Genomic DNA, 19,795 nt, shown 5'->3' on the forward strand with positions numbered 1-19,795 from the left:
GGCAAAGGTTTTGCATAAGTTTATTCAATTGAACTATGCTGAATTAAGTCATTGATTCCCCAAAGTCCTTGGCTTCAAATGGTCAGACTATGCTAGCGCCGCACGAGGCTTGTGCCTAAAGCGTTCGCGGATAATCTTGCATTCCCGACCTTTTCTCCTACTTCGTAATTGCTTAGGAGTGTCTTAATGAGTAACGCTATCTCTCCTGTTGATGAACGCTTACCGACTGCCAAATTAGCGACCTTAGGATTGCAGCATGTACTAATCATGTATGCAGGCGCAGTCGCCGTACCCTTAATTATTGGTCGCGCTTTACAGTTATCGCCCGAACAAATTTCCTTATTGATTTCCGCTGATTTATTCGTATGCGGCATCGTGACCTTGATCCAATCGTTCGGCATGACCCAATGGTTCGGCATCCAATTACCGGTCATGATGGGCGTCACCTTTGCTGCTGTTGCCCCTATGTTAAGCATCGCTAAAGTGCACAGTGGCACACAAGGTGCACAGTTAATCTTCGGTTCGATTATTGGCGCAGGTATTATCTCGATGCTCATTGCACCGCTGGTAAGCCGCCTATTACGCTTCTTTCCACCAATAGTGACTGGCACTATTATCACCGTTATCGGCATTACACTCATGCGTATTGGGATCAATTGGATTTTTGGCAACCCTGTCGGCCCCACCGCCCCCACTTTGGTCAATCCCGAACACACGCAATGGCTAGAAGCCGCCAAAGCCGCCGCTACCACAGGGGGCAATATACCACCAGCACCAGCCAATATAAGCCTCGCACCCTCTATGCCTAATCCCAAATATGCTTCGCTTATTAATCTCGGTATAGCATCCTTGGTATTACTAGCGATTCTCTTGATTTCACGTTTCGCCAAAGGTTTTTTAGCCAATATTGCGGTTTTATTAGGCATTATTATTGGCGGTCTTGTCACCGCAAGCCTAGGCATGATGCATTTTGATAAAGTCGCAGCTGCACCTTGGCTGGGCTTGGTTTTACCCTTTCAATTTGGTATGCCACAATTTGACGCGATTATGATTTTGACCATGACCCTAGTAATGATTGTGGTCATGATTGAATCCACTGGCATGTTTTTAGCGCTGGGTGAGATGACCAATACACCTATTGATCAACAACGTCTTGCGCGTGGCCTACGCACCGATGGTTTAGGTACTTTAATCGGTGGCATTTTCAATACCTTCCCCTATACCAGCTTTTCACAAAACGTCGGCCTAGTGGCTGTCACAGGGGTACGTAGTCGTTTTGTTTGTGTTGCAGGTGGAATTATTTTGGTGCTTTTAGGACTATTGCCTAAAATGGCGGCCTTAGTAGAGGCTTTACCAACCGTGGTGCTGGGGGGTGCAGGCTTAGTGATGTTTGGTATGGTAGCTGCCACCGGTATTCGTATTTTATCGAATGTTGACTTCAAAACTAACCGCCATAATGCCATGATCATTGCCATTTCGATGGGTATAGGCATGATTCCCTTAGTCGCGCCCCATTTCAAACAATGGATGCCACACGGCATTCATCCCTTGGTTGACTCTGGTATTCTACTCACCTCATTTAGCGCCTTATTATTAAACTTATTTTTTAATGGCACTCAAACAGACAACAGCGCCGCGATACGAGCTAGTGCCCAAACAGATAGCCATGTTTGAAGCTTTTGCTAATCAAAGATGCGTTTTAAAGGCGCATCTTTTATGGCCTTAGTTCATGTTGATCAATTCAAGTCGGCCAAATTAAAAATAAAATCCATTAAGTCTTAATGCCAAAGAAATTGAGCTTAAGATTCAATATTTTTATGCTTTTTTATTGGCTGATTTTTACGGTGTTTATGTTTCACTGCACGCTCTTGTTCTCTATTGTTTTTAGCTGCTTCACGTTCTTGCTCCCTCTGTAATTTTTGCATTTCACGCTCCTGCTCCTCCTGTGCCTTCCGTGTTTCGCGCTCTTGTTCCTCTTTCGATTTACGCATTTCACGCTCCTCATTCTTCTATTATTTTTTGAGACCCCCGCTCTTGTTCCGCTTGAAATTTCTGTGCTTCGCGCTCGGCCTCTGCTTGAGCTTTTTGAGTCTCTTGTTGTACTTTATTTTTATTATCGGCAAAACTCTGCATACTAAAGCCTAGAGCCAACATGAAGAAAAAAACTTTTAGAAACCTCATTAATCAAACCTCACTATTCAATAATTTTTTACAAACATGACTCCTACTAAAGGCTAATGACTACTGTGGTCAAACAAAACTTAACTCAACTATTTTAAACCATTGAGCCATTTTCTTTTCAACGGCTGCAGTTATTAGCTCAACACCCACTAGCACTCTCTTTCTACCCAGTAATTTAGTAAACTAAGCACGATCAAGCGTTGTCATCGAAAGATCAAGAGGGTTGCTATGATTAATCTAGTCGGCAAACGTATTTTAGTCACCCAAGCTAATGCCTTTATGGGGCCTGCCTTGTGTGAAGTGCTTACTGAATATGGCGCGGATGTTATCGCTAGTGAAGACTCGCTTATCGACGCCACTGCCCCCGCTCAACTGATTGCGGGTGTGGGTAGAATCGATGTCTTAGTCGCCAATCTTGCTTTAGCTGCCCCCAGCACGGTAGCTGAGCAAGTTAGCGATGAAGAATGGGACACCGTCTTTGCTAGCCTCGTAAATCCCCTCCCTCGTTTATGTCGCGCTATCTTACCCGCGATGCAAGCGCGACGCTCAGGTAAGATTTTAGTGATGGGGAGTGCTTCCGCATTAAGGGGTATGAAACGAGCCTCTACTTACAGCGCAGCACGCGGCGCGCAATTAGCTTATGTGCAAGCATTAGGCGTGGAAGTGGCGCCCTTCAATATTCAAGTCAATGCTATCGCGCAAAACTTTGTCGATAATCCCACTTATTTCCCAGCGGAAGTCCAAACTAACCCACGCTTTCAAGAACGCTTGCAACGCGAAGTTCCTCTAGGACGCTTAGTAGCGGCACGTGAAGACACGACATTTGCTGCTTATCTATGTTCGGATGCGGCCAATTGTTTTGTCGGACAGGTATTTCCAGTGGCTGGCGGTTGGGCGATTAAATAAAGACCAGTATTACGACCGTGAGTAGCGAACACACTACTCACGTGGCTTAAGATGGGACTAGGCGCGCATATAATCACGTGGATCATCACGATACCCACCCTCAACGCCTTTTACTACTATCGCGACCGCGTCATGTGCATGTAAGCTTTCCATGTGATTGACGCGAATCCAGAAATCACGTACCGAAATATCTTCACTCATGGCCAGTTTCAAACGGCGTGCCGCATCTTCACAGAACATCAGATTAGCAGCATTCAAGCGCGCAAACTCTTGCTCATCCTCACGTTTAACGGCTGTTTGCACCGGCGTTTGTAGTGCATTTTCAATCCGATCAATAATGCTCATGAGCGGTAATTGGCGAATCTTTTCCGATAACTTCACTTTCACCTGCGCCACACTACGTTGGCTATGCGGTGTGGCACTAATACCTTGAGTGGTTCCCAGCCAATCCAATACACTGTCTGCACTCACCTGCCCTGCACTACCGAAGGCATCGCGGAAACCTTCTTGAATTAACTGGCGTGCTAAAGCAGCAGAACAAGGACACGTAGAAGAATAAGGCACTTCCACCTGTACTTCCGTTTCAAAATGCCCTTCGCGCAATTGCGCTATCACTCGAACCGGATAATTCTTCCAACCGGCGTTGTCGCTCAATAAAGCCTTACGTTTCTCAAAATAATTAAAACGGCATTCTAAATACGCAGCATTGCTTAACCCCTCATGCGATTGCACAAATTGGTTAATCACTGTACGCAAGGTTTCCGGTGTCAATTCATGCATGCCCAACATATTTTCCAGCGCTAAATATAGGCGTGACATATGAATGCCCTTGCTGTTGGGGTCAATCAGATTCACATAAGCTTGCACACTGGCTAAGGTTTGAATGCTGCCACCGGTGGAGTTTGGAACCAGAATCGGCAATTCAATTTGACTCATTCCAACCCAATTCAAGCTGCCTTTCGGGCCTGCATGCGGTTGTTTGGCAATATCCGGCAGCGCAGTCGTGGCGCACGGCAATTGCTGGCAGGCTTGGCTTACACTCATGGGATTACTCCTGAAACAAAATTCTTTGGCTGTAAATGCGGATAAACTAACAAAAATCAATACTCGCCAGCAATTTACCCGTTAGACAGATGTAGTATAAGCCCGATAAATCGCCTGCTTATCTCCAAGTTCTGGCGTTAGTCTCTAGCACTTACCGTCTATTTACCGTAAAGTGCCACACGTTCGTCGAAAACTCATAGATTTTACGCATGACCAATACCCTGCGCATCGCCACTCGTACTAGCCCACTTGCCATGTGGCAGGCTGAATATGTTGCTCGCTCTTTACGTGCTTTTCACCCAAACCTATCTGTGGAATTGGTCGGCATGACCACACGTGGCGATAAAATTTTAGATAGTCCTCTTTCCAAAATTGGCGGCAAAGGTTTATTTGTTAAAGAATTAGAAGTGGGAATGCTCGAAGGGGCTGCGGATATTGCGGTGCATTCCATGAAAGATGTACCGATGGAGTTTCCAGAGGGCTTACATCTAGCGGTGATTATGGAACGTGAAGACCCGCGTGATGCTTTTGTCTCCAATACCTATCCATCACTGGATGCCCTACCACAAGGGGCTATTGTCGGAACGTGTAGCTTACGCCGCCAAACCCAATTATTAGCGCGCTATCCGCATCTTCAAACCAAAGACTTACGCGGCAATATTAATACCCGTCTCGCCAAACTATACCAAGGCGATTATGACGCGATTATTTTGGCTGCGGCTGGTTTATTACGCATGGATTTCGGGGCACGCATCACGGCATTCTTAGCGCCAGAACAAAGCTTACCCGCTTGTGGCCAAGGGGCGATTGGCATTGAATGCCGTATCAATGATGAGCGCGTCAATGCATTACTGGCGCCGCTGAATCATCCAGAAACGGCATTACGTGTTCGCACCGAACGGGCAATGAATCAACGCTTAAATGGTGGTTGTCAGGTGCCAGTAGCAGGTTTTGCCGAATTACAAGGTGAGCAAATCCGTATGCGCGGCTTATTGGGTTTTCCTGATGGCTCGACGGTTTTTAGGAGTGAAAAACTCGGTTCAGTACAAGATCCCGAAGCCTTGGGTCAGGCGGTTGCCGAAGAGCTTTTAAAACAAGGTGGCGCTGACATTCTAAAAACTTTGGGCTTACATGCTTGAAGCAAAACCCCTACAAGGCTTACACATTCTGGTTACGCGCCCTGCCCATCAAGCGGGTGCATTTCAGAAGCTAATTGAACAAGCTGGCGCACAAGCACATCTCATTCCTCTTATCGCCATCGAAGCGCTTGCACTCAACGCGGATTTAGTACGAAAACTCCAAGCCCCCAAAGCGTATCAGCTTATTATTTTCATTAGCGCCAATGCGGTTGAACAAGGCTTAACAGTTTTGCCAAAAGCCTTATTAAATCAAGCTCAAATTGGCGCCATTGGCCAAGCGACCGCCATGGCGTTGCAACAGCATCAGATAAACGTGCAATTGGTAGCCGATAAAGGCTTTACCAGCGAAGATTTCCTAGCCTTACCTGCGGTACAAAACTTAAGTCATCAACAGATTTTAATTGTGCGTGGTTTAGGTGGGCGCGAATTATTAGCGGAACAATTAAAACAGCGTGGCGCACACGTCGCTTATGCAAATGTGTATAAGCGTTTTTGCCCCCCCGATGCGCTAGAAAGACTGAAACAACTCCACCAATCTTTAGCGCTTGATATAATTGCACTCACCAGTAGTGAGGGCTTACACACATTGCATCGCGCATTGAGCAGCACTACCAAAGCATGGCAGCACATTCCTCTACTCCTTGGCAGCCAGCGCACGGCCGTGGAGGCTCAGGCATTAGGTTTTAAGCATTGGATCATGGCGGAAAATCCCAGCGATGCGGCGATGGTGGCTGCTTTAATGCGCTGGCAAGGACTATAACAAATGATTGATAAATCAGAATCCATCACAACTTCTAAACACCTTGCAAGCACAGCACGCCCTAAATCGCGTGGTGCAGGTTTTGCGCTATTCATCGCCTTCTTAGCCTTATTTTTTACGGTAGCGGGGATTGCGACAGGTTATCGCCATTGGCAGCGGATGAATGATAAAGCCAAGGCGAATAGTGCGGCAATTGAGGAATTGGCGGCACAACTTACTACTAAAACCGACGCCGGTATTAATCGCTTACGTACTGAATTGGATGCTGCGATTAATAATACCCAAGCCACGATTCAACAAGATCTAAAAACCATGACGCAGCTTAATCAAGAAACGCGTCAATTTGCCCAAACGGTCACGCAACAAGCCACCCAAATTAGCAATCTTCAAGAGCGCCTCCAAAATTATGCACCACCTTTGTCATCCGAAGAGTGGAAATTAGAAGAGGTTATCTATTTGCTTAATATTGCGAATCGTGAACTGCATATTACCCGCCAACCTAGCTTAGCTATTCAGGTATTGCGCCAAGCCGATGAACGCTTAGAACAATTAGGTTCGGTGAGCTTATTACCCGTGCGTCAACAAATTCGCCGTGAAATAGGCGCCTTAGAACAACTTCAGCACGCTACTATTAGTGATATTTCCCAGCAAATTTCACAATTGGCTAAGGCATTCCAAACCGTCCCTATACCGCACATAGAAGTGGCGGCTACCACGACTCCTGCAACAACATCCTTTTGGCAAAGTATCAAAAACAAGGCCTATGAGTTATGGACTGATACTGTCGTCGTCACCCGCTTAGATCAACCCATTAAACAGGTCTTGGATGAGCAAACGCAGACGCAAATCACCCAACTCTTACAATTGCGCCTTGAAAATCTGCGTCTTTTGGCATTACAACAGCAAAATGAAGCTTATCATGCGCAAATTGCACTCATTCGTGACACCCTAAGCGCCTACTACCCCAGCGCCCTGACTCAACCCTGGCTACAAGCACTAGATAGCTTGGACGCCATTAATTTGACGCCTCAACTGCCAGACATATCTGGTAGCGCTAAGCAGCTCCAAAGTGCCCTCAGCCTACCACCCGTTCAAGGAGAGCAACCATGAGCCGCTTTGTGGTCGTGTTGGTCTTAGTGAGCCTAGGCTTTGTGTGGCTGATGAATCAAGTCATGCAACAACCGGGTATCACCTTGATTACTTGGGGATTAAGCAGCATACGCATGAAGACAGCTACACTGATTCTTTATGTATTACTCGCTTGCGTGGTGTTTTATCTCGCCTTTACGCTGCTATTACAGCTCACCGGTATTGGCAAAAAGGTGCAACATTTTCGTTCGCGTCGTGCCTATAACAAAGCTAAACGCAGCCTCAACCAAGGTTTAATTCAACTCACAGAAGGCCAATGGTTAGAAGCTGAAAAATCGCTCACTAGCCACGCTAACCAAAGTGAAGCACCACTATTAAATTACTTAGCCGCCGCACGTGCCGCACATATGCGCCAAGCGCCCGCACGCCGCGATGCCTTATTAAAGAAAGCCCTACAAACGGATCCCAAAGCACATAGTGCGGTAGCCGTGGCTCAAGCAGAAATGCAATTGGCCGCCAATCAATTAGAACAGGCCAATGCGACTTTGGTGAGTTTACGCAAAACAGCACCTAAAAATAATTATGTATTAAAGCTACTCGCCAAAGTTTTATATAAGCAAGAAAACTGGGAAGCCTTACTTAATCTATTGCCTGACTTGCAAAAAGCAAACTTATTAAATACTGATACCATGGGCAAAGTAAAAACAGCTACGTTACAGGGTCTATTTAATAAATATACAGACCTGAAACAACCGGAAAAACTGCAAGCACTCTGGAAACAACTGCCGCAGTCTATTCGTGAACAACCAGAGGCTATCAGCCTATTTGCCAAAGCCTTATATCAAGCAGGCTCTCATGAGCAGGCGGCTCAATTTATCCAAACCACACAGCAAAAAACATGGCATCCTGAGTTGGCTGAGCTTTATGGGCGCTTAAATCATTCCAATTTGAATACGGCTATTCAACAAGCCGAGAAATGGCTAACCCAACAACCCACTAATCCTAATAACTTACTATTATTAGCACGCCTACATAAGCAGCAAAAATTATGGGGCGTATCCAAATCCTATTATGAAGCTAGCCTCAATCAAGAGCCAAATCGTGAAGGCTATTTGGAACTAGCCGAGCTATTGGAAACCATGGGTGAAAAAGAAAATGCGGAATATTGTTATCGTTTAGGTTTGCGCTATTGTATTTTGGGCAAGGCCGAACGCTTAACATTATTAGCCTCACAGCGCCCAAAAAAGAAACAGGGACCGAATCCAGTCCCTGTTCCTTTATTCTAATTACGCAGGCATTGGTAAACGCGCAACACCGCTATCTAGTGCTGCTTGCGATACTGCAACCGGCACTAACTCACGCAAACGTGGGTCGAGTGGTTTAGGGATGAAATAATCCTTACCAAATTCCAAATGCGATAACTTATAAGCATCTAATACCGCTTGTGGTACTGGCTCACGCGCCAAGGCCGCTAAAGTTTTGACTGCTGCCATCATCATTTCAGTATTAATGCGGGAAGCTCGCACATCTAATGCACCACGGAATAAATAGGGGAAACCGAGCACATTATTAATTTGATTGGGATAATCGCTACGGCCTGTTGCCATCACTAAATCAGAGCGCGTTTGAATAGCGACATCATGGGCAATTTCTGGATCAGGATTAGACAAGGCAAATACGATGGGATTTGTAGCCATGGTTTTGAGCATATCCGGCGTTAGCAGATTCGGGCCAGATAAACCAATAAACACATCAGCACCCTCACAAGCGTCCGCTAAGGTGCGTTTATCAGTTTCAACGGCATAAGCCCGTTTAAAATCATTCAGATCATCGCGTTGGGTATGAATAATACCTTGGCGGTCGATCATATACAGATTTTCTTTTTTAGCGCCCAAAGCGCCTAAGAGATTCATCGAGGCAATCGCCGCTGCACCAGCACCTAAACAAACAATCTTGGCAGTCTCTAAGGTTTTACCTTGTAATTCCAAAGCATTTAATAAGCCCGCTGCAATAATAACCGCTGTACCATGCTGGTCATCGTGGAATACCGGAATATCCAATAGTTCCTGCAAACGACGCTCAATTTCAAAACAACGTGGCGCAGCAATATCTTCAAGATTAATGCCACCAAAGGTTGCACCGATATTTTTAACGACTGTAATAAACTCTTCCGTGTCTTGCGTGGCTATTTCAATATCAAATACATCAATATCCGCAAAGCGCTTGAATAAAACGCCCTTGCCTTCCATGACCGGCTTGCCTGCCAAGGCACCGACATTGCCTAAGCCTAATACCGCAGAGCCATCGGTAATGACCGCCACTAAATTACCTTTGCTGGTATATTTATAGGCATTATCTAAATCTTTATGGATTTCTAATACAGGGGCGGCCACACCAGGAGTATAAGCTAAGGATAGGTCAGCTTGCGTTTCAGTCGGCTTGGTAATTTGCATAGCGATCTTGCCGGGGGTAGGCTCAGCATGATAGCGCAAGGCATTCTCGCGTAATTTTTGGATGAATTCTTTAGTAATTTGGGTCACGAACGTCGCTCCTCCCTGTAGATGATCTTTGATAAATCATCATAAACAAAAAAGCGCCACTTGTGGGCGCTTTTTCTATGAAATTTGCAAACTATATCTCCAATCGGAGATAGTTTGTATTCCATCAAACCATTTAACCGCGTGCAAAACGACGCTTGAATTTGTCGATTTGGCCTGCTGTCGTATTGACTGATTGCTTACCGGTGTAAAAAGGGTGAGATTGGCTAGAAATCTCCACTTTCAATAAAGGATAAGTCTTGCCTTCAAACTCAGTCGTTTCACGAGTATCGACAGTAGAGCGGGTCAAGAAAGTGTAACCACTGGTCATGTCCTGAAACACAACTTCTCTATAATTTGGATGAATATCGGGCTTCATGGCCGCACGTCCTCAAACTGTAATCGGATGGGTGTAAAAAAGGGCGCCATCATAACAAAAGTCGCCGCCAAGTAGCAACGACTATTATTATTTGTCAAGCGACTTCGCGATTTATTTCAAAGAAAGCTCAATTTCCGCCATGATCACGACACGTACTTTCTGCTTGCCTGCTTCTAAACTAGGTGGCGCACTGCGAGCAGAATAAGAGCCGCCATCTGACGATACATTCGCTGCCATCATCATCGGTTGTGGCATTTCAGATCCTGTCTGAATATCCATCCGTACTACACGATATTCGGCACGCTGCATTGCCTGCTGCACTTGGGTAGCACGCGTTTTGAAATTGGCAATCGCTTCAGTAATGAGCTGCTCTTCAGTTGATTTGCGCACTGCGGTCGAAATACTGTAGGAAATCGAGTCGACCTTTAAGCGCTCCTGTAACTGGCTTAACAGTGTACTGAGCGCTTTACTGTCTTTACTTTTTAATTCAATACTTTGCGCAACCTGCCAACCATCTACTTTACCATCGCTATAAACAGGACTGGTAGTATAAGCCAAGGTACGGCGCTCCACCGCTGTTTCTTTCTGCGCAATCTCCATAGCCCAAGTAATCGCCTTATTCACTTCATCGGCTAACTTGGCTGTATCTTGTCCCGTTTGTGTCGCAGTTAATACGGCACTTAACACGTCATTTTCCACATCTTTATCAGCGGCCACATTAAACGCAACACGGTCGTAGGACAACGTATCACCTGCTAAGGCATAGGTGGATAAAAACAGAGTGCTCAGTGCCACAACACCCGCTAACAAACTGCGATTTAATAATTTTTTATTCATATATTTAAAAACTTGATGTATTGGTAAATAAACCAACCCTCAGATCTTTAGCAGTATAAATTTCACGGCCATCGACCTCAAGGTTACCGTCGGCTATGCCCATGACTAATCTACGTGTAATCACACGTTTTAGTTGAATGTGATAAGTCACTTTTTTAGCAGTGGGCAATACCTGTCCGAAAAATTTTACTTCTCCTACGCCGAGTGCACGTCCATGCCCCGGATTACCTAACCAAGCCAGATAAAACCCCACCATCTGCCACATAGCATCCAAACCTAAACAGCCCGGCATGACCGGATCACCCGGAAAATGGCAGTCAAAAAACCAAAGATCAGGTCTTATATCCAACTCAGCATGGATTTCACCTTTACCATGCTCACCACCAGTGTCATTGATTAATAGAATGCGATCCATCATCAACATATTAGGGGTTGGTAGTTGTGCATTGCCGGGGCCAAACATTTGGCCGTGGCCACATTGCAAAAGCTCATCGCGGTTAAAGCTGGATTGTCTGGACATGTTAAAGCTCGGTTGTCTAAAAAATGAAAGCCGGATTGTAGCGGAAATTAATCCCTACACACTAGCATAGCCAAACATAGTCCAGCGCAATTCCTATAAATAAGACCAATCCAACCCAGTTATTGTTCAAAAAAGCTTGCAAACTTTTCCAACGATCACGATGGCGAATTAAGTGGTGCTGATACATAAAGAAACCGCTGGCAATGACTAAACTCGACCAAAAGCCAAGACATAAATCCGCTAGAACCCCAACCCATGCCCAAAGCAGCAAGGTTATAATTTGCAGAATCGCGACCATAAGCCGATCATATTGACCAAATAAAATCGCGGTAGATTTGACGCCAATCAGCACATCATCCTCACGATCACACATGCCGTACATCGTGTCGTAAGCAGTAGTCCACGTTAAATTAGCCAGCAGCAATACCCAAGCCACTAAAGGCGGCCAGTCGTTGGTAATCGCGGTAAAAGCCATGGGAATACCCCATGAAAAGGCGATGCCTAAATAGAATTGTGGTAGATGGGTAAAGCGCTTAAGGAAGGGATAACTTGCCGCTAAAAAAACAGCACCTAAAGAAAAACCAATCGTTAAGGCGTTGAGCTGCAACACTAGCAATAAGGCAATGACTATTAAGACAGCGAATACGCCTAAGGCTTCTTTCGCGCTAATGATGCCGCTGGCTAAAGGGCGCTGTTTAGTGCGCTCGACTAAACCATCTACTTTACGATCCGCAAAGTCATTAATTGCACAACCCGCCGAGCGCATCACAAATACGCCAGCCGTAAAAATCAGCCAAATTTTCCAACCTGTCCAACCTTTGGCAGCGATCAGCATCGCCCAATAAGTTGGCCAAAGTAATAGATAAGATCCAATAGGCCGATCTAGGCGTATCAGGCGACTGTAGTGAAATAAGCGTTCGCGTAACGTCATTTGGCTTTGTTATCAGGGTCTAACATCAAACGCTCAACTGGTTGCCCTTTGAGCAAATGGCTATCAATAATTTCATCAATATCCGCTTCATCGACCCATGTATACCAAGTATCTTCGGGGTAAACCACCATCACAGGACCTAATTCACAGCGATTCAAACAGCCTGCGGTATTAATCCGAACTTGATTTTCTTTATGCAAACCTAAGCTTTTACAACGTTGTTTTGCGTAATCACGCATTGCTGCGGAATTAAAATCTTCACAGCTTTTCTCGCCATTTTCGCGTTTATTGGTACAGAAAAATACATGGTATTTATAAAAAGACATGGCTGGCCTCTGATTAGAGTTAGTATTCGATTAGAGGATACCCAAAGACTCAAACTTGGCAAAGTCTAAGCCCCATAAAAAAACAGGGTGAGATGAACTCACCCTGCTATGAAAGCAACCTAAACGGTTAATTTACTGGGCTGGTTTTTGCTCAGTAGTCGTGGTGGTTGTAGAGGAAGTAGCAGCACCTTGAGCTGCATCTGCTGCTGGCTTTTGCTCAGTAGTCGTAGTAGAAGTAGTCGTTGTAGTTTCTTCTTTACCACCACAAGCCGTTACAACGAAAGCAGCAAAAAGTGCAACTAATAAAGCACGAGATAATTTCATAGTAGATCTCCAAAGGGATTTTAGGGGAACATGATTTAATGAGGAGTTCAAATCAGCAAGGAAAGAGCAGAATTTTTAAATCAACTCAGCATTCCTTGCTGTCAACATCACAACTCTTTAAGGATGAAAGACTAGCCTTAGTTTATCACCCTGTCTAAGAGCTGAATAGCTTAGTCTCACCAAATACCCCTATATACGTCAAAAATCCTTAAGATTTTGCGGACAAAGATATGAGTTGCCCATTAATACTAGCCCCTTGCTCAACCAGCAATTCAGCATAATGGATATTTCCCGTCACCTCAGCACTTGCTCTTAAAGTAACACGACGCGTTGAAAAGATATCGCCTGATACTTTGCCAGAAACCACTAATAAAGGTGAGTGAATTTCGCCATTCACTTCACTATGCTCTTGCACAAATAAAGAAGCATTCGACTCGCTAGGTGCGGCAATATTCCCATTTACTTTGCCTTGTAAATAAAGTTCACCGGCAAATGAGATATCGCCCATAATTTGAATATCTGCCTCAAATAATGAAGCGGCCTCTGCTCCCTTTCTTGCCATAAAAATTCTCCTAAAAATTGAGTAAGAGCAAGCGAACTTGCCAGTTTGGTTGTCTCGTTATCGTCGTTTCGCTAGTTAGTACGATGCTGTTCTAATTCACGCTCTAAAATTGCTATTGTATCATCGCGCTCTTGTAAATCCTCTAATAAGGCCTTAATCATTGAATTAGCCCCCTGTAGTTCACTTAAGGCGTCACTATCCTGCGTTTGCTGGGCAACATGCAGGCGTTGTTCTAATTGTTGTTGCGATTCCTGCAATTCACGGCGCAAATTAGCATTATCCCGATGACATTGCTCCAAACGCGCCCGCGCACCAAAAGGATCAGCGGTACCAAGTTCAGCTAAAGAATCGTCGCGCAAATCACGCATTAAACCACGCGACCACCATCCCAAACCCAAACCTAATAGGGTTGCTATTAGGAGAATGATAAATATTTGTCCAATCAAATAAAACACGTCACTGACTCCAATTCAGTTAAAGCCATGCTTGTGTGCAATAAAAACAGCGGCAAGCAACAATACACGACCCGACTTGCTATCTAAAAGTGTTCAGTTAAATATTTTCTACGGTATGATTAGAAAATCGATGCCTTCAGCCCAGTAATCAGCTATAACTTAACCATACTTTTTCTATTGTCATCAACTTATGCTCGAATCTTTATTTGCTACAGCAAACCCAGCGGCAATGCCTCATCTCCCGTTGGCTTTTAGTCTGGGGGAAGAAAAAGCATTACATTTGCCGCTCGGCTATGAAACTATTCCGACATGGCGTTTGTTATCCCACCATGTACGCCGCTATCCGCTTGATTTACGCGCCCATGCTCAACGCATTATCTTAGTCGTGGAACGCCCCTTAGAAGCTTTTATAGAGGGTAGCCTATTGGATTTATTTCTAGCGCTAGGCAATAGCGGGGCTTTATTGAAACGACGCATGCTGGAATTAGCCAAACCCCAATTATCCGCAGGCTCCTACCAGTTTTTTAGCGAAAACATAGAAGCAAATACGGATCATTTAAAATACACTTGGTTCGAAGGCTCTATGCTAGCCACAGGGTTGACTAGCAAACCCATCCCGCTATTACAAATCAACCGTCCCAGCCATGCTCAAGATTATGCATCGCTGTTGGAAGAAGTACAGGCTTGTTTAGAATATGGGCAAGTTGAACAAGCTCAAACGTTATTGGAACAAGAATTACTCGCAGGACGTACAGACGAAGCTTTACAACATGAGTTATTAAGCATTTATCAATCAACTCGTGATAAAACGGCGTTCAATAACTTGTTAATGTCGATGGAAGCGCAAGGCATGGAGATGATTAGTCGATGGAAAGACCTACAGATCGAAGCACAACGTTGGTAATGTGGCAGAGCACCCCTTCTCTATGGTGAACTCAAGTCCTCCATTACGCATTGCCCTACTCCATATTAGCCCGCAGAATCGTTCGATTTTGGAATTTTTCTTTGCCGGAGCAGGCAAACATTTATTTCACCTTACTCAGGAAACGGAAGCCGAGGTGCTATTAATCGATTTTGATTTCCCCGGCTCAGAACAAGTATGGCAACAACGCCAAGGCTTGCATAAACCCTTAATTGCACTTGCGATGCGTGAGATTCAACCGGATCACGGCATTTGGCTTGCAAAACCCCTGACCTTTAAATCGATGATTGAGGTGGCTGAACGGGTACGCTCTTTAGTTAAATTGCCTGATTCGTATGCTAGCAAACCCTCAGTAGAAGCCGATGATGAGCAGCCTACCGCCCAGTTTAAAGCACCGCCCCAAAACTTGGTCACATCAACTCAAGCTTTTGGCTTAGGTCATACTACAAAAAAATATCCGGCGTTGGTTATTCCGGTCGAGGATGAGGAAGAAACGCCAACCACCCCTAAACCTCAGTCATTATTTGCACAGCCTGAACCTGAAGTAGAACCGAGTGAGTCTAATGTACTGTTACATCGGAAAAAAACGCCTGAACCACTACCTGAACCGGATCCCCTGCAACTAGAACAACGCTGGCGACAATTGTGTGGTTCACGGGCCGATATTCACCCCAGTCAATGGCGCACTAGCGCACTGCTATACAACACAGATCAGCTACTCCAACACAATCTCAAAGAGGCCTTGAAACTAGCGCGAAGTTCCAATCAGCCAGTCCAACTTAAGATTGACCTGAAAGATTCAATTGTGCTCTTGCCACAGACTCAGCAAGCCTTGACTAGCTTGGATATTTATAGTGAGCGCTTCAGCGATTTGTGCACGCAAACCTTGCAAGCGGGACGCGTACAAATGTACATCCCAGATGTCACTGAAATTGAACGCTTGCCGGCGCATTTAAAAAATTATAGCTATGATTTAGAGGCGCTTATTTGGACTTTAAGCTTATTAAGTTCTAATGGGCGTATCCCACAATCTGCTAATCTGGATCAACGCATGATCTTGACATATTGGCCAAACTTTACTCGCTTAGAATTTATTCCCCATGCCATGCGTTTAGCCGCTGCATGGCAGCAGCGAGCAGGCACTGCATTCGAAATAGCGCAAGGGCTAAATATCCCTCAACGCTACATATTCGCGTTTTATAATGCCACCACAATGCTGGATTTATTAGTGGCTGCTCAGGAAACCACTGAGGTTAAGGAAAGCGATACACCTAAGAAAAACCGAGGTTTATTCTCTCGGCTACTCAAACGTTTACTTGGAGGGGGCAAACATTAAGCTCTATGACTACCGTTAACAAAAAAATTATTTTTACGGGTCCGGTCGGCGCTGGCAAAACAACAGCGATTGCCTCCATTAGTGACATTGATATTGTCACCACTGATGAATATGCATCAGATATGACCAAAAGCCGCAAACCACAAACTACAGTAGCCATGGATTATGGTTTAATTCATCTCGGTGAAAACGAGCGCGTCCACCTCTATGGCACTCCTGGTCAGGAACGCTTTGATTTTATGTGGGATATTTTGACCAAGGGCGGTATTGGTTTGATTTTATTGCTGGATAATACGCGTAAAGACCCCTTTCAAGATATGAAGTTTTATACCAATGCGTTTCGCGACTTCATCCAACAACAACAGCTAGTGGTCGGCATTACGCGCATGGATATGCAACGTTCTCCCTCACTCCAAGACTATCGGCACTGGCTGAACTCACTCTCTTTAAAAGCGCCTATTTTAGAAGTAGATGCGCGTAGTCGTGCCGACGTTACTGCCTTAGTCCAAGCTTTGTTGTATTCACTCGATCCCGGATTGGAGGCCTAATGAGCGAATACATTTTAAATGATAATTTATATATCAGCGCTACCCCGGGGGGCGTGTATTATGCAGTGCAAGACAACATCCCTGAAGTGGGGCGCTCCTTTATCCATAATCTTTTATGCGAAGAGCAGACCCCGCTATTCACCGTCGATGTGGCTTGCGCCTTAAGTAATCTTAAGAAAAAGCGTGCACTGGAGTTCGTCCATTGGCTACAAGAAGCTGGCCTCATTGTTGGCATTAATGAACCAGAATCTGCGCCACATGAAACCCTAGAGCGTTTACTACCCCGTTTTTTGCGTAGCTTGTCGGATGAAGGCAAAGCGGTCTTAGCGGAAAGTCGCGGCTTATATTTAGGCAGCGCAGGCTTTCCGCATGAAGCGGCTGAAGAACTGGCAGCGCTAAGTGCTAACCTCACGGCTGTGTATACACGCCATAAAGAACTCTTGCAAGGCAATTTAGGTTATCGACAGAAAGCGTGGGGGTTAATTGACGCGAGTGGCAATAGTGAAATAGGTTTCTGGCCTATTTATATCGGACAAGATCGCTTTACCTTGATTGTGGGTGGGATTCCGCAGCTGAATCAACCCGCGTTTAAACAGTTAATTTGGGCTTTAGAGCGGCGCTATGGCAAGCCTAGCTCTAGTAATTAATAATTTTATGTAGAGATAGCTACGTTTGTATCTATTAGGAGATCAATAACTATGCGTTCTGAAATGCTGAACTCGATTCTCAGCGATCTTAATGGCTCTTCAGCCGATATTGAAGCTTCTGCGGTTTTATCCACCGATGGGCTAATGATGGCTTCAATGTTGCCTTCTGGAATGGATGAAGACCGCGTCGGTGCCATGAGTGCCGCAATGTTATCCTTAGGTGATCGTACCGCTGAAGAATTAGCGCGTGGTGGTTTGGAACAAGTTTTAATTAAAGGTGGTAATGGCTATATTCTCATGACTCATGCAGGACACGATGCTGTAGTCACCGTTCTCGCTAAACCGAATGCACGTTTAGGCTTGATCTTTTTAGATGTTAAACGCGCAGCAGAAAACATCGCTAAAATCATTTAAGCCAAATCCAATTTACTAACCCGTTTCAGTTTTACTGAAACGTGGGGACTTTTTCAATTATTCCTTTCTTTAAGCATTCAGAGTGCCACTTAAAAAATTAGGTAGTACTCTTATCAATACTTGCTGACCTATGGTTTTGCTTTGAGCAAGGCTTTACACAATTTTTCAGTAATCGGATGCCCCATTTTCTGTTCTATGCCTAAATAGACCGGTGCAGAATTACATTCCAACATAAAATATTCACCCTTAGGTGTTACCCGAATATCAATACCTGTATAACGTAATCCTACTGCTTGTGCACCGCGCCGACACTGTTCTTGTACAGCGTCAGGCAATAGGTAATTGTCGTAATGAACTTTACCGTGAATATAATCAAGCCCCCCCCGAAAATCTAAACTGGATTCAGGCACATTAATTACTACACAGGAAACTATTTCATCCTCTACCAGAGTGACACGGAGGTCTTTGCCTAGAATACGTTTTTGAATAATGGCTGGCACTTGACTTAATGATTGTATTTGACCTGATGTAATCAAATCATTAGCCGATAGGGTTAATGCTCCACCTGCAACAGGCTTCATAATACATTGACCGTGTGCTTGAATAAATTCCGTCGCAGCTATGGGATTGTTACTAATAAGCGTGGGTGGCAATAGGCATCCAGCTTCTTTTAAACGCTGAATTTGATAAGGCTTATAACGTGACAAATGATAGTGACTGACGGGATTAAAAATGGGGATACCCAAATTGCCATAATGAAGCAGTAAACTAAGTAAGGCATCGCTTCTATCACGTTGTATGCAAAAATGCCGAAACCACTGTTCCCAATTGAGTTTTTGATCTGAAGCGGTATTGAAGGCGTCCTCTCCCGGTACTTCAGGGGTAATGACTTGGATTAGAATACCATCAATACGATCAGGACTTAGTACCTGCCCATCCCAAATAATATTCCCCTCCTCCCAACTAAACGCAGAATAGATGCCCGCATTTCCATAAGGATTAATGAAAACGACATTAGCATCTAATTGTTGAAGGGTTTTAACTTGGTGTAAAGTTTGAGCATTAGACTCATAACCGAGTACTACTATATTTTTTTTCATTATTATGGCTAGAAAATAGTATTTTAAAATAGAGTATGGATTTCAGCTGATCATACTCTACTTTAACTAAACTTCGCTTAATAGGACTTGCACTTTTATGCCTCAGTCCACCACTTGAGCTAATTATCAAGCCTTATCTGTAAGCCCTGAATTACCAAGCACTCCATCGTAGCTGATGGGCAACTCAAGCTTATCTAGGCCAATTTGGCGGCCATACAAAGTTCGGGGCTTCAAAGGTGGCTAATGTATTCTGCTGGGTAGCACCAGCATTTTGAGGCCAGTTATAGCTAGGTGATTCAAATGTTGCCAGTGTTACTATTGACTGATTCCCGATAGGATTGCCAATACTTTGAATGAAACTACCAACCATGTTAGCAATATTCTCAATGCCACCTAAAATATTAAATACACTAGCTACAGGATCGCTATTCGGTTGAGGATTAATAATAATATATTCAGCAACAACCGGCATACGACCCGGTACTTGATAATTGAAGATTCCTGACATGACTATGTTCCTCAAAGGCAGGATTAAATTACACTCAATAGACCCGTTTCAACAATCGTCAACTCACTGCCTTCATTACATTCCAACCCTGCTAAAATTTCAGGACAGCGCACAGGCAGTTGATTTTCGAAAAGCGTCTACTAACTTGTTAAATATCACTACCTACTTTAGTAATTCTGGCACAAGGGGCTAGACACGATCGTACAACTGGCAACAATCTTAAGATAACTGCAGCCTAATCATTATGATACATTTTAATAATTAAATATAAAAAATAATTATTTGGCGAAAGTAAATTATTGTGATTTTTTATGATTTATTTTCAATAAA

At 44.5% G+C, this 19,795-nt stretch carries 25 protein-coding genes; 11 read left to right on the top strand and 14 right to left on the bottom strand.

Annotated elements, in window-relative coordinates:
* Window positions 1-186: 186 nt before the first annotated feature.
* Window positions 187-1,674 carry a nucleobase:cation symporter-2 family protein gene (locus A3IE_RS0103475; protein ID WP_020394197.1) on the top strand — a complete coding sequence of 496 codons (1,488 nt, stop codon included), beginning with the start codon at window positions 187-189 and terminating at the stop codon, window positions 1,672-1,674.
* A gap of 125 nt (window positions 1,675-1,799) precedes the next feature.
* Here the strand turns inward: A3IE_RS0103475 and A3IE_RS0103480 are convergent, their stop codons facing one another.
* Entirely contained in the window at window positions 1,800-1,991 is a 192-nt protein-coding gene (locus A3IE_RS0103480) for a hypothetical protein (protein ID WP_020394198.1), read from the bottom strand.
* A 10-nt stretch (window positions 1,992-2,001) separates the two neighbouring features.
* Window positions 2,002-2,181, bottom strand: coding sequence for a hypothetical protein (locus A3IE_RS0103485; protein WP_020394199.1), 180 nt, complete (start codon window positions 2,179-2,181; stop codon window positions 2,002-2,004).
* Window positions 2,182-2,409: 228 nt separating this feature from the next.
* Between A3IE_RS0103485 and A3IE_RS0103490 the strand changes: the two genes are divergently transcribed.
* Window positions 2,410-3,087, top strand: coding sequence for an SDR family oxidoreductase (locus A3IE_RS0103490; protein WP_020394200.1), 678 nt, complete (start codon window positions 2,410-2,412; stop codon window positions 3,085-3,087).
* A 57-nt stretch (window positions 3,088-3,144) separates the two neighbouring features.
* Here the strand turns inward: A3IE_RS0103490 and folE2 are convergent, their stop codons facing one another.
* The gene (folE2, locus tag A3IE_RS0103495; protein WP_020394201.1) at window positions 3,145-4,131 is read right to left on the bottom strand and encodes a GTP cyclohydrolase FolE2; all 987 of its coding nucleotides are present in this window, start codon (window positions 4,129-4,131) and stop codon (window positions 3,145-3,147) included.
* A 209-nt stretch (window positions 4,132-4,340) separates the two neighbouring features.
* On the opposite strand from folE2, the gene hemC reads away from it, so the two are divergent.
* The 4 genes from hemC to A3IE_RS0103515 are packed head-to-tail and all read left to right on the top strand — an operon-like array spanning window position 4,341 to window position 8,405.
* Window positions 4,341-5,270, top strand: a complete 930-nt coding sequence (gene hemC / locus A3IE_RS0103500; RefSeq protein WP_020394202.1) for a hydroxymethylbilane synthase — start codon at window positions 4,341-4,343, stop codon at window positions 5,268-5,270.
* Window positions 5,263-6,030: a uroporphyrinogen-III synthase gene (locus A3IE_RS0103505; RefSeq protein ID WP_020394203.1), complete on the top strand. Its 768-nt coding sequence runs from the start codon at window positions 5,263-5,265 to the stop codon at window positions 6,028-6,030. The genes hemC and A3IE_RS0103505 overlap by 8 nt, the downstream gene beginning before the upstream one ends.
* Before the next feature lie 3 nt (window positions 6,031-6,033).
* Window positions 6,034-7,140, top strand: a complete 1,107-nt coding sequence (locus A3IE_RS0103510; protein ID WP_020394204.1) for a uroporphyrinogen-III C-methyltransferase — start codon at window positions 6,034-6,036, stop codon at window positions 7,138-7,140.
* Window positions 7,137-8,405, top strand: a complete 1,269-nt coding sequence (locus A3IE_RS0103515) for a heme biosynthesis HemY N-terminal domain-containing protein (protein ID WP_020394205.1) — start codon at window positions 7,137-7,139, stop codon at window positions 8,403-8,405. Before A3IE_RS0103510 ends, A3IE_RS0103515 begins: the two co-directional genes overlap by 4 nt.
* On the opposite strand, the gene A3IE_RS0103520 is transcribed toward A3IE_RS0103515, so the two are convergent.
* From A3IE_RS0103520 to A3IE_RS0103560, 9 genes are all read right to left on the bottom strand, one after another.
* On the bottom strand, window positions 8,406-9,659 hold the full coding sequence (locus tag A3IE_RS0103520; RefSeq protein ID WP_020394206.1) for a malic enzyme-like NAD(P)-binding protein: 1,254 nt from the start codon (window positions 9,657-9,659) through the stop codon (window positions 8,406-8,408).
* 133 nt (window positions 9,660-9,792) lie between these two features.
* On the bottom strand, window positions 9,793-10,035 hold the full coding sequence (locus tag A3IE_RS0103525; RefSeq protein ID WP_020394207.1) for a type B 50S ribosomal protein L31: 243 nt from the start codon (window positions 10,033-10,035) through the stop codon (window positions 9,793-9,795).
* A gap of 111 nt (window positions 10,036-10,146) precedes the next feature.
* Complete coding sequence (locus tag A3IE_RS0103530) at window positions 10,147-10,872, bottom strand: SIMPL domain-containing protein (RefSeq protein ID WP_020394208.1); 726 nt, start codon at window positions 10,870-10,872, stop codon at window positions 10,147-10,149.
* A gap of 4 nt (window positions 10,873-10,876) precedes the next feature.
* Complete coding sequence (gene fabA, locus A3IE_RS0103535) at window positions 10,877-11,392, bottom strand: 3-hydroxyacyl-[acyl-carrier-protein] dehydratase FabA (RefSeq protein ID WP_026154760.1); 516 nt, start codon at window positions 11,390-11,392, stop codon at window positions 10,877-10,879.
* A 61-nt stretch (window positions 11,393-11,453) separates the two neighbouring features.
* Complete coding sequence (gene ubiA, locus A3IE_RS0103540) at window positions 11,454-12,323, bottom strand: 4-hydroxybenzoate octaprenyltransferase (RefSeq protein ID WP_020394210.1); 870 nt, start codon at window positions 12,321-12,323, stop codon at window positions 11,454-11,456.
* On the bottom strand, window positions 12,320-12,649 hold the full coding sequence (locus A3IE_RS0103545) for a (2Fe-2S) ferredoxin domain-containing protein (RefSeq protein WP_020394211.1): 330 nt from the start codon (window positions 12,647-12,649) through the stop codon (window positions 12,320-12,322). The genes ubiA and A3IE_RS0103545 overlap by 4 nt, the downstream gene beginning before the upstream one ends.
* Before the next feature lie 132 nt (window positions 12,650-12,781).
* Window positions 12,782-12,973, bottom strand: coding sequence for a hypothetical protein (locus A3IE_RS0103550; RefSeq protein ID WP_020394212.1), 192 nt, complete (start codon window positions 12,971-12,973; stop codon window positions 12,782-12,784).
* Window positions 12,974-13,181: 208 nt separating this feature from the next.
* Window positions 13,182-13,535, bottom strand: coding sequence for a bactofilin family protein (locus tag A3IE_RS0103555; RefSeq protein WP_020394213.1), 354 nt, complete (start codon window positions 13,533-13,535; stop codon window positions 13,182-13,184).
* Between the two features lie 71 nt (window positions 13,536-13,606).
* Window positions 13,607-13,990 carry a hypothetical protein gene (locus A3IE_RS0103560; RefSeq protein ID WP_020394214.1) on the bottom strand — a complete coding sequence of 128 codons (384 nt, stop codon included), beginning with the start codon at window positions 13,988-13,990 and terminating at the stop codon, window positions 13,607-13,609.
* Between the two features lie 229 nt (window positions 13,991-14,219).
* On the opposite strand from A3IE_RS0103560, the gene A3IE_RS0103565 reads away from it, so the two are divergent.
* The 5 genes from A3IE_RS0103565 to A3IE_RS0103585 are packed head-to-tail and all read left to right on the top strand — an operon-like array spanning window position 14,220 to window position 17,857.
* Window positions 14,220-14,894 carry a type IV pilus assembly protein FimV gene (locus A3IE_RS0103565; protein ID WP_169333048.1) on the top strand — a complete coding sequence of 225 codons (675 nt, stop codon included), beginning with the start codon at window positions 14,220-14,222 and terminating at the stop codon, window positions 14,892-14,894.
* A gap of 22 nt (window positions 14,895-14,916) precedes the next feature.
* The gene (locus A3IE_RS21850) at window positions 14,917-16,248 is read left to right on the top strand and encodes an ANTAR domain-containing protein (RefSeq protein WP_020394216.1); all 1,332 of its coding nucleotides are present in this window, start codon (window positions 14,917-14,919) and stop codon (window positions 16,246-16,248) included.
* A 5-nt stretch (window positions 16,249-16,253) separates the two neighbouring features.
* Window positions 16,254-16,796 carry a GTP-binding protein gene (locus tag A3IE_RS0103575; protein ID WP_020394217.1) on the top strand — a complete coding sequence of 181 codons (543 nt, stop codon included), beginning with the start codon at window positions 16,254-16,256 and terminating at the stop codon, window positions 16,794-16,796.
* On the top strand, window positions 16,796-17,443 hold the full coding sequence (locus A3IE_RS0103580; protein WP_020394218.1) for a hypothetical protein: 648 nt from the start codon (window positions 16,796-16,798) through the stop codon (window positions 17,441-17,443). The genes A3IE_RS0103575 and A3IE_RS0103580 overlap by 1 nt, the downstream gene beginning before the upstream one ends.
* Before the next feature lie 51 nt (window positions 17,444-17,494).
* Window positions 17,495-17,857, top strand: coding sequence for a roadblock/LC7 domain-containing protein (locus tag A3IE_RS0103585; protein WP_020394219.1), 363 nt, complete (start codon window positions 17,495-17,497; stop codon window positions 17,855-17,857).
* Window positions 17,858-17,985: 128 nt separating this feature from the next.
* Here the strand turns inward: A3IE_RS0103585 and A3IE_RS0103590 are convergent, their stop codons facing one another.
* The gene (locus tag A3IE_RS0103590; protein WP_020394220.1) at window positions 17,986-18,957 is read right to left on the bottom strand and encodes an ATP-grasp domain-containing protein; all 972 of its coding nucleotides are present in this window, start codon (window positions 18,955-18,957) and stop codon (window positions 17,986-17,988) included.
* Window positions 18,958-19,147: 190 nt separating this feature from the next.
* Window positions 19,148-19,465: a hypothetical protein gene (locus A3IE_RS0103595; protein WP_020394221.1), complete on the bottom strand. Its 318-nt coding sequence runs from the start codon at window positions 19,463-19,465 to the stop codon at window positions 19,148-19,150.
* Between the last annotated feature and the right edge of the window lie 330 nt (window positions 19,466-19,795).

The sequence above is a fragment of the Thiolinea disciformis DSM 14473 genome (genome assembly GCF_000371925.1).
GTDB classification, from domain to species: Bacteria; Pseudomonadota; Gammaproteobacteria; order Thiotrichales; family Thiotrichaceae; genus Thiolinea; species Thiolinea disciformis.

Coding starts and splice junctions, on each gene's coding strand:
- A3IE_RS0103475 (WP_020394197.1), top strand. CDS start 187: ATGAGTAACGCTATCTCTCCTGTTGATGAACGCTTACCGACTGCCAAA.
- A3IE_RS0103480 (WP_020394198.1), bottom strand. CDS start 1,991: ATGCGTAAATCGAAAGAGGAACAAGAGCGCGAAACACGGAAGGCACAG.
- A3IE_RS0103485 (WP_020394199.1), bottom strand. CDS start 2,181: ATGAGGTTTCTAAAAGTTTTTTTCTTCATGTTGGCTCTAGGCTTTAGT.
- A3IE_RS0103490 (WP_020394200.1), top strand. CDS start 2,410: ATGATTAATCTAGTCGGCAAACGTATTTTAGTCACCCAAGCTAATGCC.
- folE2 (WP_020394201.1), bottom strand. CDS start 4,131: ATGAGTGTAAGCCAAGCCTGCCAGCAATTGCCGTGCGCCACGACTGCG.
- hemC (WP_020394202.1), top strand. CDS start 4,341: ATGACCAATACCCTGCGCATCGCCACTCGTACTAGCCCACTTGCCATG.
- A3IE_RS0103505 (WP_020394203.1), top strand. CDS start 5,263: ATGCTTGAAGCAAAACCCCTACAAGGCTTACACATTCTGGTTACGCGC.
- A3IE_RS0103510 (WP_020394204.1), top strand. CDS start 6,034: ATGATTGATAAATCAGAATCCATCACAACTTCTAAACACCTTGCAAGC.
- A3IE_RS0103515 (WP_020394205.1), top strand. CDS start 7,137: ATGAGCCGCTTTGTGGTCGTGTTGGTCTTAGTGAGCCTAGGCTTTGTG.
- A3IE_RS0103525 (WP_020394207.1), bottom strand. CDS start 10,035: ATGAAGCCCGATATTCATCCAAATTATAGAGAAGTTGTGTTTCAGGAC.
- A3IE_RS0103530 (WP_020394208.1), bottom strand. CDS start 10,872: ATGAATAAAAAATTATTAAATCGCAGTTTGTTAGCGGGTGTTGTGGCA.
- fabA (WP_026154760.1), bottom strand. CDS start 11,392: ATGTCCAGACAATCCAGCTTTAACCGCGATGAGCTTTTGCAATGTGGC.
- ubiA (WP_020394210.1), bottom strand. CDS start 12,323: ATGACGTTACGCGAACGCTTATTTCACTACAGTCGCCTGATACGCCTA.
- A3IE_RS0103545 (WP_020394211.1), bottom strand. CDS start 12,649: ATGTCTTTTTATAAATACCATGTATTTTTCTGTACCAATAAACGCGAA.
- A3IE_RS0103550 (WP_020394212.1), bottom strand. CDS start 12,973: ATGAAATTATCTCGTGCTTTATTAGTTGCACTTTTTGCTGCTTTCGTT.
- A3IE_RS0103555 (WP_020394213.1), bottom strand. CDS start 13,535: ATGGCAAGAAAGGGAGCAGAGGCCGCTTCATTATTTGAGGCAGATATT.
- A3IE_RS0103565 (WP_169333048.1), top strand. CDS start 14,220: ATGCCTCATCTCCCGTTGGCTTTTAGTCTGGGGGAAGAAAAAGCATTA.
- A3IE_RS21850 (WP_020394216.1), top strand. CDS start 14,917: ATGGTGAACTCAAGTCCTCCATTACGCATTGCCCTACTCCATATTAGC.
- A3IE_RS0103575 (WP_020394217.1), top strand. CDS start 16,254: ATGACTACCGTTAACAAAAAAATTATTTTTACGGGTCCGGTCGGCGCT.
- A3IE_RS0103580 (WP_020394218.1), top strand. CDS start 16,796: ATGAGCGAATACATTTTAAATGATAATTTATATATCAGCGCTACCCCG.
- A3IE_RS0103585 (WP_020394219.1), top strand. CDS start 17,495: ATGCGTTCTGAAATGCTGAACTCGATTCTCAGCGATCTTAATGGCTCT.
- A3IE_RS0103590 (WP_020394220.1), bottom strand. CDS start 18,957: ATGAAAAAAAATATAGTAGTACTCGGTTATGAGTCTAATGCTCAAACT.
- A3IE_RS0103595 (WP_020394221.1), bottom strand. CDS start 19,465: ATGTCAGGAATCTTCAATTATCAAGTACCGGGTCGTATGCCGGTTGTT.